Raw genomic sequence first — 12,881 nt, 5'->3', positions numbered from 1 at the left:
ATGTGGCTTGCTATCGACGGCAAAATAAAATACCGGGCGATCGTGAGCGATCTTGACGGAACCTTGCTGGATCCTGCCGGGAATCTGTCTGATCTGACGGTGGAAACACTCAATATCCTGCATGCCCGCGGGCTGGAAATCGTCATCGCGACAGGCCGTTGCGATGCGGATGCGCGCGGGATTGTGGATGGCTTGGGGTTCTCGCCGGCGATCGTCTCCTGCAATGGCGCGATGGTCAATATCGAGGGGCGGCCGGTGGCGGATAAACGCTATTTCCTGCCTCGCGACAGCCAAATGATGTTGATGGATTACCTCTTCGCCTGTCCGCTCCACGTGACGTTGTTCACCCAGGAAGGATGGATGATGGCCGAAGAGAATCCGCATTTTGCCGACTATATCAAAACCTCGGGCGTCGCTTGCCGCTATGTCGAGCCGGAGGCGATGAAACGGCAACCGATCCTGAAAGTGCTGCTGCAGGGTGAAGCGGCGCTGATCGAGCGGTTTTACGACGAGGTCAGTCAGGCTTTCGGAAAAACGCTGTCCATCTGTAAGTCCTCTGCGGAAACGATAGACATCATGGATAAGCATATTTCCAAGGCCAGAAGCGTGGCCGACTATCTGAGCGCCAAACAGATAGCGATGCGCGATTGCCTCTCTTTCGGCGATGCGATGAACGATTTGGACATGCTGCGCTGGGCCGGAACGGGGGTGGTGATGGGCAATGCCATGGGCGAATTGAAGCGCGCGCTGCCGTTTAACCCGATTGCGCTGCCCAACAGCCGCAATGGCGTCGCCGATTATCTCTGCCGTGAGTTCGGCCTGTTCTGACATTGTCACCGCCGCGCGGGTGAACGCATTGGCAACAGGGTCTTTCGTGGGCAGATAACAAGGAGGTGAACAAACAGTGAGGGTTTCTATTTTTTCATTACTAAACATGTCGATAAATACAAAGGAGACAGTATGAAAGAACTGACTGAAGCAGAAGTCATGGCGGTTTCCGGCGCAGGCATCGCTTCCGATGCCGGCAAAATCCTGGGCAATGGCATTGGCGCCATCGTAGATGCCGGTACCGGTCTATTCGGGATCCACGCGGATGCGGCGGGCGCCGGCGCCAAACTCGGTGAGGGCATTGGCGCCGTCATCGATGCCGGGATTAGCGCCTTCTCGCAGCTGTTTGGCCGTAAATCGTCATAAGCCCGGCCCTTAATGAAAAGTGCCCGCAAGGGCACTTTTACCTCGCTCATGTCGGGAGCCGGAAGAACGGCAAAGGGAGAGTTCATGGCGAATAAAATCATCTTGATCATGGTCATCAATCTGTTCGTGGCGGTGGCGTTGGCGGTGTTTAACTTTATTTATATCCAAAAGAAGGTGGATATACGCGCCCCCAATGACGCCACGCCCTTTCAGGTGACCGAGAAAGCGCAGGGCAGGATCGTCTCCATGCAGCAGACCTCGGTATTTCTGAACAACAATCCTGTGGTGGCGTTTACCCTGGAAATCAACGCCAGGCGCAAACAGTTTACGATCGCTGACCATCGGGAGGTGGTGCTGTATATCGCCATGAGCCGTTATGAGGAAAACGGCGTTTACAGCCTATTGCTGGGCGAGAACGACAGAGACGTGGCGTTCGAAAAGGACAGCTTTGGCTATCCGATACGCTTTCATCAGGTGCTCTAGGCGCGCGGAAGGTTTCCTGCCGCCAGGCGGCGTAAAAGGGATTTGCCACGGACAAAGGGGGAGGAAAAAATGCTGAAACGCATCGGATACATCGCGCTGATTTGCCTGGCCTTAATCGGCGGCCGGCAGGCCATGGCGGCAGAGGAAGACCGCTGCTTTGCGGACGAACATCCCGCCTTGCACACCGTTATTCCTTGTTATAACAATCAGTTGGCCATATTGCCTCTGTCATATTCGTTAAAGGGCGTGGATAACGGCCATGACGTGTCGATACGCCATTATCGGTTGATGTCGCAATCCTGGTCGCCGCAAGACGCCATCCGGCCGACGCAATGGTGGCACGATGTGGATATTTATATCCCCAACGGGGCGCTTGCCCGTAAAGCGTTGGTGCTGATGAGCGATGACTGCGCTTGCGCCGCCGCAGGGGCGAGCGGGCCAGGCAAGCAAAATGCGGCGTTTTCCGTCGCTACGCCGGCGGCCTTGGCGGCGGAAAGTCACACCATCGTGATTGTCGTCAACCGGCTGCCTTATCCGTACCTGGAATATCAAAATGAGGGGCGGCGTCGTGCGGGGGAGGACAGCCAGGCCCGAGGCTGGCGATTGTTCCTGGACGATGCGGATGAATACTTGATGATGCCGCTGGCGATCCCCATGACGGCGGCCTTGTCGCAAACCATGACGCTGGCGCAGCGCGAATTGAGCCGATGGGGGATAGATAAATTCATCGTGGCGGGCGCGGCGAGCGGCGCAACCGCGGCGTGGCTGGCGTCATTGTCGGATGAGCGCATCGATGCCGTCGTCGCCATGTTCCCGGATGGGGTCGCGGCGCGGCAGGTCTTGAAGCATACCTATCGTACGTATGGCGGCCGTTGGCCGTTGGCGTTTCATCCTTATTACCAACTCGGCATCGATCGGCGCATAGAGACGCCGGCGTTCGACAAACTGATGCAAATAGCGGATCCCACCGCTTATCCGCCGCCGACGGCGGGAGAGCGGCCAGCGGCGGCGAAATATGTCATCATCGCCAGCGGCGACGAACGTTATCCGCCGGACAGCACGCGATTCTATTTCAGCGCCTCACCGGGTGAGGCTTCGCTGCGCGCGATTGCCGACGGGGATCGCGCGGCAAGCCGGCCGGCCGCCGAACGCGCCATACTGGCGATGATCAAGCGCCGCCAGCGCGATATCGCGTTGCCGACGATCGAGGTGCAAGGCAGCGCCGCGGATGCTGCGGTGCGCACGCTGCGTTTTTCCGAACCGCCGGCCACCGTGCGGCGTTGGAGCGCGCACAACCGCACGGCCCGAGATTTTCGTTATTCGTGCGGCGTACGCTTTACCCCGGAGCCGTTGGCTACAGCGGAGGCCGATCGCGGCGAGTTTCGTCTGGCCGCCCCGGCGCAAGGCTGGGAGGCCACCTTTATCGAGGCGGTGTTCAACGATGGGTTTATCGCGACCACGCCGGTCTTTATCACGCCTGACGATAACTATCCGTCCGCCGTTCCCGCGGGCGATGGTCTGGCGTGTGAAACCCTACCCGGCAGAGGGCTGGGGGAAGATTATCGCCATGACGATTAATTAGCGGCGCCGAAAAACAATAAGGCGGCAATGCGTTATTCTGCGCGACAGAGCGCATTGTTGCCTTGTTTTCGAAATAGTGAACGGCGTCAGACAGAATATTTCTGCGTAACGCCATTTTCTCGTTGTCACATGACCGCGCCGGTTTCAATAACGGCGAATGCTTTATTCTCCCTCCTGTTCGATAAACCGTTATCGCCATGCTTTTCCTATTCTTCTGCTCCTCTCGCTGCCGCCGCGTCGTGATGCCTTTCGTAATATAAATGTCATTTATTTCAGGGCGAGTTTTATCGCCCGGCTTTCATTTTACGGCGATGTCGCCCGATTTTCCGGCTGAGGGGGAAATGAGGAGGATCTGGCGAAAGCGCCTTCGAATAGCGCGAGAATAAATTCCCTGGCGGCCAGAGGATTGAATCAAGAAACGCCGATTTGGCGGTTTTTTCAAAATAAAAATTAAAGAATGATGCTAATTCTATTTGGGGTAATTATCTTTTCTCATCTTTACATTGATTTTATGTATTGCTAAAGGGGGAAAGCTAAGCATAATTAACTGTGAAAGGAGCGGAGCTCCTATTCTCCCTGTCCGGGTTCTCCGTGGCGGGGATATTTTGAAGTCTGTCTAATCAAAAGGAGAAGTACCCATGATGGAAAAAAAAGTGATTATGTTGGCATTTGTCGCGGCAGCGTGTTCAAGCGCTTTACCTGCTCTGGCAGCAGATGGTCAGGTTAATTTTACCGGGAATATTGTCGATGCTGCGTGCAAGGTCACGAATGACTTGAGTAATCCATTAAATGTTGTTTTGGGTGATGTGGCCCGAACGGCATTTGCGGGTGGCAAGGGATCAACGTCCAGCGCGACAAAATTCACGCTGGAAGTCACCGATTGTCCGGATACGGTAAAAAGCGCCACCGTTAAGTTCGACGGCGCGGCCGATAACGGCGACAGCAACGTATTGCAGCTGACCCAGGAAACGGATGTCGCTACCGGCGTCGGTATCCAACTGTCTGATATTTCTAACAGTGTTCTGCCGCTTTACACGGCGTCGACGGCTTATCCGTTGGCTTCCGGCAGCGGCGTGAAAAATAACCTCGATTTTACCGCCCGCTATATTTCCACGCAGGCAGATGTTACCGCCGGTAAAGCCAATAGCGTCGCCACCTTTACGCTGAATTATAACTGATAATATTTTCTTGCCCGCTGGTTCACAGCGGGCTGTATTGCCTCGGAGATAATATTATGCGTTTTAATCGCTACGGCGCCTTAGCGGCTTTCATTATTTTATTGTTTGCGTCTACGGTTCACGCCGGCGTGGTGATTGGCGGGACGCGGGTGATATTCAACGGCGAAAAAAAAAGAAGCGTCAATCAGCGTGGAGAATCCGGATAAAGAACCGTATTTGATTCAGTCCTGGCTGGAGAATCAACAAAGCGGGGTGGATAAAATCGCGTTTATCGTTACGCCGCCTTTATTTCGGCTGGACGGCAACCAGGAAAATATGCTGCGCATCGTGAAAGTGGGCGATGACTTACCAAAAGATAAAGAAAGCTTGTATTGGATGAATATTAAATCCATTCCTTCAACAACCCAGGCGGGTAAATCGAATACGCTGCAAATAGCGGTCAAGACCCGCATTAAATTGATTTATCGGCCGGCGCCGCTGCTCCGCCAAGTGCCCGAAGAAGTGACGCAGCAGCTGAAATGGCAGCGTGTCGGTTCAGAATTAAAACTCACCAACCCAACGCCTTATTATATGAACTTTCATTATGTCCGCATCGGGGGGCGGGAAATGAAAGAGGTGACGTATATCGCGCCGATGAGCAGCGAAATGTTTGCATTGCCCGTGGCGGGCGCAACGTCGGTAAGCTGGAAATTAATTAATGATTATGGCGGCACAGGGAAAGAACATCAGTCAGGTATTTAATCTGTAAGGGAAGGCAGACAGAGGGATAAAACATTTCAATAATGGAGCTAATGAATGATAACTCAAAAGCGTATATTAGCGAAGCGGGATGCTTGGCTGAAACGCATAGCCTTATTCACGGCAACAACGGCGGTATGCGGCAACATGGCTAATCCCGCCTTCTCTCGTGACTATTTTAATCCGGCGTTGCTGGAAACCGGGCGCTCAGGTCAGCAGCACGTCGATCTGTCGATTTTTGAAAATGGCCAGCAGGTTCCCGGCACGTATCGGGTCGATATTTGGGTGAACGACATGCTGCTGGAAACGCGCGAGGTGTCGTTCGCTCTGCGGGCCGGCAGCGACGAGAAGGCCGATCTGCAGCCTTGTCTGACGCGGGAAGATCTGAAACGGCTTGGGGTGAAAGTTGAGCTGTTTCCCGGTTTGGCCGGTGCCGATCGCTGCGCGAATTTGGCCGCGATCCCGCAGGCCTCGGCGCAATTTCAATTTAACCGCCAACGCCTGATGCTGAGTATCCCCCAGGCGGCGTTGGAAAATAAGGTGCGCGGATACGTTCCGCCGGAACAATGGGATGAAGGCCTGCCGGCGATGCTGCTGAACTATGGCTTCACCGGCAGCAACAGCAAGGGGCGCGATCGATTCACCCAGAGCGCAAGCAGTTATTACCTCAACCTGCGGCCGGGCTTCAACCTGGGTGCCTGGCGAGTGCGGAACTACACCACCTGGAGCTACAACAGCGCCGGCGGCGGGCGAGCGTCGGAGGATCGTTGGGACTCCGTCTATACCTACGCCCAGCGCAATATCATCCGCCTGAAAAGCTTGCTGACGCTCGGCGAAAGCAGCAGCCCGTCCGATGTGTTTGACAGCGTATCGTTTCGCGGCGCGCAGCTGGCTTCCGATGACGACATGTTGCCGGAAAGCCTGCGAGGTTATGCGCCGGTGGTGCGCGGCATCGCGCGCAGCAATGCGCAAGTGGTCATTCGCCAAAACGGCTATGTCATCTACCAGAGTTATGTTGCGCCGGGCGCGTTTGAAATTTCGGACATGTACCCGACCGGCGGCAGCGGCGATTTGGAGGTGACTATCAAGGAGGCGGACGGCAGCGAACAGCACCTGACCGTTCCCTTCGCCAGCCTGCCGGTGCTGCAACGCGAAGGGCGGCTGAAATATGCGCTGACCTCGGGGCAATACCGCACTTACGATCACAGCGTGGATAAAAAGATCTTCTCGCAGGCCAGCCTGATTTATGGCTTGCCCGCCGGTTTCACCCTGTATGGCGGCGGCCAATTCGCCGGGCCGTATCAATCGCTGGCATTGGGTCTGGGCAAGAACCTGGGCGAGTTCGGCGCTCTGTCGGCCGACGTCACCCAGGCGTGGGCAAAGCAGGAGCATCAACCGAAAAGCGATGGTCAGTCATGGCGCGTGCGGTACAGCAAAAATATCGTCGAGACGGGGACGAACTTCGCCATCGCCGGCTACCGCTATTCGACCAGCGGCTACTATGGGCTGCAGGAAGTGCTGGACACCTATCGCAGCGGCAACCGTTACGCCCCGATAGACCGCCGCAAAAATCGCGGCGAAATCACGCTGAACCAGAATTTATGGGAAGGGGCGGGGTCGCTTTCACTCAGCGCGGTCTCCGAAGACTATTGGGGCTCCGAGCGCAATATGCAGTCGCTGAGCGCGGGTTACAACAATAGCTGGAATGGCATCAGCTACGGTTTTAACTACAGCTACAGCCGGAATTCACAGGCTATTTACGGCGATTCGAACCGCGGGCGCATTTACGATCGCGATCAGATCTTCGCTTTCAACATCAGCGTGCCATTAGAGAAATGGCTGAGCAACACCTACGCCACCTACAACCTCAACACCAGCAAAAAAGGCAATACCAGCCATACGGCGGGCCTCAACGGCACGGCGCTGGCCGGCGGCAACCTCAGCTGGAGCGTACAGGAAGGGTATGGCAGCCAGGGTCAGGGCAACAGCGGCAACGCCAACGCCGACTGGCGCGCGACGTACGGCGAACTCACGGCGGGCTACGCCTACGATCGCAGTCAACAGCGCGTCAACTACGGGGTGAAGGGCGGGGTGATCGCCCATGAAGACGGCGTGACCTTCGGTCAACCGTTCGGCGAAACCGTCGCCCTGGTACAGGCGGCCGGCGCGAGCGATGTGGCGGTCGGCAATCAGGTCGGGGTGAAAACCGACTGGCGCGGCTACGCGATCGTTCCTTACGCCACGCCTTATCGCAACAATTCGATTCGCCTCGATGTCGACAGCTTGCCGGATGATGTCGATCTCGAGTTGACGAACCAGTCGGTCACGCCGACTCGCGGCGCGGTGAGCCGGGCGAATTTCAAAGCCAACGTCGGCAGACGGATTTTGATGAAGGTGACGGACTCGCAGGGGGCACCCCTGCCGCTGGGCGCCAGCCTGCGTCTTGCCGAGGGGGCGGCTCAGCCGTTCCTGGTCGGCGGCGACGGCGTGGTCTATCTGAGCGGCATGGCGGAAAAGGGCCTGCTCATCGCGCAGTGGGGCAGGAATGGCGAGAACCAATGCCGCATCCGTTACCAGTTGCCGGCGGAGCCGCCGTCAGCGGGTCTCCAAACCCTAAACGGCGTTTGCCAATAGATCTCGCTCTATTTCCATCATGACTTTTAAGTGAGAGTGAAAATGAACGTTTTTCTCAGGATATTCGGTTACGGCGCCCTGGTGTGGCTGGCGACGCTCACGACGGCGGTTTATGCCGGCACCTGTACCACCAACGCGAAAACCGCCCGTATGGGATTGCTGACGCTGGCCGTGGATCCGCGCATTGAAGTCGGCGAGCAGTTGGCTGTTCGAACGGAGAACAGCATTAACGGCACGACGTTTTCTTTTCTTTGTTCCGGTTCGGTCGCCTATCGCTCCATGTCGCCGCTGACGCCGAGCGTGCTGCCCGGCGTATTTGAAACGGGCATCGAGGGCGTGGGGGTGACGATTTCAGACTTATGGCAGAGCAATAAGAACGTGCCCGTCAACACGGCGATTTCGCCCAACTTGCTGACGCCGTGGATCAATCGAAACGATGTTCGGCTGACGTTTATTAAAACCGGCCCGATCAAAACCGGCGGCGATATGGGCGGGAAAATTATCGCCAGATATTATCTGGATTCGACCTCCATTTTGGATATCAGTATTTCCGGCATGAAGGTCATTCAGAAAAGTTGCCTGGTTGATTTGAACTATAAAAATCAAACGGTAAATCTGGGCAGCCCTAAACGCAGCGAGTTTAACGGCGTCGGCAGCACGGCGGCGTCTTCCGAACGCAATTTTTCCGTGGTTCTGCAATGTCAGGAGGACAATATTCCGGTTCAGGTCACGTTCGAGGCGGCCGGAAATTCGCCAGGCGTGGGAATGATTGATATCGCCGACGGCGCCGATGCGGCGAAGGGCGTCGCCGTGGAAGTGTTGGATGAGAACCGTAATCCATTAACGTTTTCCAGACCGATCAATTACCACACCGCGGCTGAAAAAGAGATCAGGATCCCCTTGATGGCGCGCTATAAGCAAACGGGAGCCATTAGCCCCGGACAGGCCGACGCGGTGATGACATTCACCATTACGCAGAATTAAAGAGACCCCTATTAAAAATATAATGTCGTCTGTTCGCGCGACATTATTGGTGGCATCAGGCGCTGCAGGCCGATGCCAATGCAATGACAACACGCATGTATGGCAGTGTTTGTCCGTTTAAATATGGAGATTAACCAATGAAAGAACTGTCTGTTATCGAAATGAATGAAGTGTCAGGCGCTTATTCCTGGGATATGAGCAATGGACTGTCGGGGCTGATTGGCAGCGCCGTCTCCAATGCCGCGGAAGCCGTTTCATCCATCGCTCTGGGCGCCTCCGTGGGCAGTATGGCGGGCGCCGTCATCGGCGGTAAGCACGGTGGCGACGGCGGCGGCCTGCTGGGCGTCGGCTCGATTGGCCAGGGCGTCGGTATGGTCGCCGGCGGCATCCTGGGCGGCGTAGCCAGCGGCGTGGCCGCAGCCGTTATTGGCTGGGACACCACGCTGGAATACTCCAAAAAAGGCCTCGATGGGCTGATTAACGGCACCATCAGCTAAATCCATACGCGGTCCAAAGCCGCAGCGTTCTCGCTGCGGCTGTCTCCCGGTCAGGCAAGCGCAGGTTCTTCCTATGAGTGATAATAAGAGCAGGAATATTTTCCGCCAGGAGGCGGTCAATTATCAACGTCAAAGATGGACCGGCAGGGCGCTGTTAATTTCCGGCGCGTCGAGCCATGTGATTGCCGCCACCTGTTTCACTTTTATTCTGATCCTGGCGGGCGCACTCTATTTTTGCGAGTACACGCGCCGGGTCGATGTTGAAGGCGAGGTGATCAGCATCCCGCATTCCACCAATGTGTTTTCCTCCCAATACGGCTACGTGAGCCAGGCATTCCATAAAGCCGGTGACGTCGTGGAAAAGGACGAGCCGCTGTATGTGATTGATGTCTCGAGAAGCACCACGTCCGGCAATGTCAGCCATATCGCGGCCAGCGAAATAAGCAAACAGATTAGCAATCTGGATTCGATAATCAGCAAGCTGAATAAAAATAAAACCGCCATGCTGGATAATTTGCGCAAACAGATCAATAGCTATGAAAACGCCTATAAAGAAACCGAGAAACTGAACCTCAGCGCCAAAGAGGGGATGGATAAAATGCGCGATAGCCTGAAAAATTACGAACACTATTTGACGAAAGGCCTGATCACCAAAGATCAGTTAAATTATCAGCGCTCGCTCTTTCAACAACAGCAAAGCTCGTATCAGGCGCTCTACAGCCAAAAGATCCAGCAAAATATTCAACTGTCGCAGTTGCGCAGCGATTTGCTGATTCGCGCCGCCGATTACGACAATCAGATATCGCAAAGCGAATCGCAACGCAGTGATTTACAACGCCAGCTGGCGGAGTCCAATGCCGGCGGCCAGGTCATTATCAAAGCGCCGCTCAAGGGGAAAATCGAGTCGCTGAGCGTGACCGCCGGGCAGGTGGTCGAGAGCGGCAGCAGTCTGGCGCAAATCAAACCGATTGATAACATCAAATATTATCTGGTTTTATGGCTGCCGAATAACAGTTTGCCCTACGTGAAAATCGGCGATGGCATCAACATTCGCTATGAAGCCTTCCCGTCGGATAAATTCGGTCAGTTTCCGGGAAAAATAGAATCCATCTCGTCGGTCCCCGCCTCCCCGCAGGAAATGTCGGAATACAGCAGCGGAAATAAACGGGAAAGGAACGCCTACTACAAAGTGCTGGCGTCCATCAGCGACACGCAATTCAGCGATAAAGGCAAATATCTCGAAATCAGCAGCGGGCTGCAGGCCAGGGTCATCGTCTTCCTGGATAAGAAACCGCTTTATCAGTGGGCGATCGCGCCTTTGTATGACATAAAAAACAGCGTCGTGGGGCGAGTCGATGAAGGACAATAATCTCTTTGAACGGATCAACGAGAAGTTAACATTCTCACTGCGCAAGCGGGTGCCGAGCATCTTGCAGTCGGAGTCATCGGAATGCGGCCTGGCGTGCCTCGCCATGATCGCCTCCTATTACGGGTTTAATGTGGATATGCTGAGCCTGCGGCAGCGATTCGGCATTTCCACCCAGGGTGCGACCCTGGGGACGATCTCTCAAATCGCGTCGCAAATCCAGCTGAAGACGCGCGCCTTGTCCTTGGACATCGACGAAATCAATCAGCTGAAAACGCCCTGCATACTGCACTGGAATATGAATCACTTCGTGGTGTTGGTTAAGGTGCAGCGCGCCGGTTTTGTCATTCACGATCCGGCCTTCGGGCGCAGAGTGATCGGGCTGCAGGAGATGTCGAATCACTTTACCGGCATCGCGTTGGAGCTGTGGCCCGACAGGGCCTTTCAAAAAGAGACCCTCAAGACCCGTTTGCGCCTGCTGGATTTGATGAAAAACATCGAGGGCCTGCCGGGGACGCTGCTCAAGATCTTTGCGTTATCGATAGTCATCGAATCGGTCAACCTGCTGCTGCCGGTGGGAACGCAACTGGTGACCGACCATGTCATTCAGGCGCATGACTACAGCCTGCTGACGGTCATCTGTTTGGGGCTGATCTTCTTCACCTTGTTCCGCGCGGTGGTCAGTATCGCCAGGGCCTGGATCTCCATCGTGCTCGGGACGCTGACCGATATTCAGTGGAAGACGACGCTGTTTGAACACCTGATGAAGCTGCCGCTGGATTTTTTCGAGAAACGGCACCTGGGGGACATTCAATCGCGCTTTTCCTCGCTGGATGCGATCAGAACCACCTTTACCAATAATATCGTCAGCGGGATCATCGACGGCATCATGACGGTCGGGCTGTTCGCGATGATGATGGTCTACGGCGGCTGGCTGGTCTGGGTCGTGGCGGGCTTCACTCTGATCTACATCCTCATCAGGATGATGACTTACAGAACCTACCGTCAATTCTCGGAGGAGCAGATCGTCAAGGCGGCCAAGGCCAACTCGCATTTCATGGAGACGCTGTACGGCATCTCGACCGTCAAGGCGCTGGGCATCAAGGAAACGCGCTCCAGCTATTGGCTCAATCTGAACGTCGACGCCGCCAATACCAATATCAAAATCACCCGATTCAATATGATGTTCGGCGGGATCAATACCTTTATCACAACGCTCGATCAGGTGGCGATCCTGTGGCTTGGCGCCATGATGGTCATCGACAATTCCATGACGCTCGGCATGTTCATGGCGTTCAATGCCTATCGCGGCCAGTTCTCTCAGCGGGCCTCGAGCCTGATCGACCTGGCGATCGGCTTGCGCATGCTGTCGCTGCACAATGAGAGGATATCCGACATCGTCTTTACCGATGCGGAGACGGAGTCCGCGCCGCGACAGGTTTTCCCCTCGGGCACGGGGATTGCCATTGAGGTAAAAAATCTTACGTATCAATATGACGCGCTGTCGCGGCCGATCTTCAAAGACCTGAACATGCGTATTGCGGCCGGCGAAAGCGTGGCCGTCGTGGGCGCCTCCGGCGCGGGCAAGACCACCTTGCTGAAGGTGATGTGCGGTTTGCTCAGCCCCACTTCCGGCCAGGTTTTGGCCGACGCGATGGATATCCATAAAGTCGGGGTGAATAACTACCGTAACGCGATCGCCTGCGTGCTGCAGGACGACCGGCTGTTCTCCGGGTCCATTGCGGAAAACATCAGCGGGTTTGAGGTCAATGCCAATAAAGAGCTGATCATGGCCTGCGCGATACACAGCAATATCCACGATGAAATCATGCAGATGCCGATGGGCTACGAAACCCTGATCGGCGAGTTGGGCAACGGCATCTCCGGCGGGCAAAAGCAACGTCTGTTTATCGCGCGCGCCCTCTATCGCCGCCCGAGCGTGCTGTTTATGGATGAAGCGACCAGCCATCTGGACGTTGAGAATGAGTCGGCGATCAACCGGGCGATATCTTCGCTGAATATTACGCGCGTGATCGTCGCCCACAGAAAGTCGACCATCGACTCGGCCGACAGGGTAGTGGTGCTGGGGGCCGAGAGCGGCGCGCCGGCAGGCGGCGGTGAATAAAGGGCGCTTGCCGGCGCCGGGGCGAAGCCGGCAATGCAGGCTGTCCCCACGGCGAAAATCGCGGTAAAATGCAGCAGTTGACCCTATCGCATTCCATCAGG

The 12,881-nt window shown here is 55.7% G+C and carries 10 protein-coding genes and 1 pseudogene; all 11 read left to right on the top strand.

The window, feature by feature from the left end:
- Positions 1–828, top strand: a complete 828-nt coding sequence (locus SERRSCBI_RS15125; RefSeq protein WP_033643650.1) for a Cof-type HAD-IIB family hydrolase — start codon at positions 1–3, stop codon at positions 826–828.
- 132 nt (positions 829–960) lie between these two features.
- A complete protein-coding gene (locus tag SERRSCBI_RS15120; RefSeq protein WP_004935304.1) occupies positions 961–1,194 on the top strand; it encodes a hypothetical protein in 234 nt (77 codons plus the stop codon).
- Positions 1,195–1,278: 84 nt separating this feature from the next.
- Complete coding sequence (locus SERRSCBI_RS15115) at positions 1,279–1,677, top strand: hypothetical protein (protein ID WP_042784953.1); 399 nt, start codon at positions 1,279–1,281, stop codon at positions 1,675–1,677.
- Between the two features lie 69 nt (positions 1,678–1,746).
- Positions 1,747–3,255, top strand: coding sequence for a PhoPQ-activated protein PqaA family protein (locus SERRSCBI_RS15110; protein WP_042784952.1), 1,509 nt, complete (start codon positions 1,747–1,749; stop codon positions 3,253–3,255).
- Positions 3,256–3,896: 641 nt separating this feature from the next.
- Complete coding sequence (locus SERRSCBI_RS15105; protein ID WP_004935293.1) at positions 3,897–4,436, top strand: fimbrial protein; 540 nt, start codon at positions 3,897–3,899, stop codon at positions 4,434–4,436.
- A 56-nt stretch (positions 4,437–4,492) separates the two neighbouring features.
- Positions 4,493–5,177, top strand: a pseudogene (locus SERRSCBI_RS15100) (molecular chaperone).
- A 54-nt stretch (positions 5,178–5,231) separates the two neighbouring features.
- The gene (locus SERRSCBI_RS15095; RefSeq protein WP_042784951.1) at positions 5,232–7,808 is read left to right on the top strand and encodes a fimbria/pilus outer membrane usher protein; all 2,577 of its coding nucleotides are present in this window, start codon (positions 5,232–5,234) and stop codon (positions 7,806–7,808) included.
- A 42-nt stretch (positions 7,809–7,850) separates the two neighbouring features.
- Entirely contained in the window at positions 7,851–8,792 is a 942-nt protein-coding gene (locus tag SERRSCBI_RS15090; protein WP_042784949.1) for a fimbrial protein, read from the top strand.
- A 137-nt stretch (positions 8,793–8,929) separates the two neighbouring features.
- Positions 8,930–9,289, top strand: coding sequence for a hypothetical protein (locus SERRSCBI_RS15085; RefSeq protein WP_004935280.1), 360 nt, complete (start codon positions 8,930–8,932; stop codon positions 9,287–9,289).
- Positions 9,290–9,362: 73 nt separating this feature from the next.
- Entirely contained in the window at positions 9,363–10,658 is a 1,296-nt protein-coding gene (locus tag SERRSCBI_RS15080) for an HlyD family secretion protein (protein WP_004935276.1), read from the top strand.
- The gene (locus SERRSCBI_RS15075) at positions 10,645–12,780 is read left to right on the top strand and encodes a peptidase domain-containing ABC transporter (RefSeq protein WP_004935271.1); all 2,136 of its coding nucleotides are present in this window, start codon (positions 10,645–10,647) and stop codon (positions 12,778–12,780) included. Before SERRSCBI_RS15080 ends, SERRSCBI_RS15075 begins: the two co-directional genes overlap by 14 nt.
- Positions 12,781–12,881: the final 101 nt, after the last annotated feature.

Origin of the sequence: Serratia sp. SCBI, from assembly GCF_000747565.1 — a bacterium.
GTDB classification, from domain to species: domain Bacteria; phylum Pseudomonadota; class Gammaproteobacteria; order Enterobacterales; family Enterobacteriaceae; genus Serratia; species Serratia ureilytica.
This window is presented reverse-complemented; position numbering and strand designations above follow the sequence as displayed.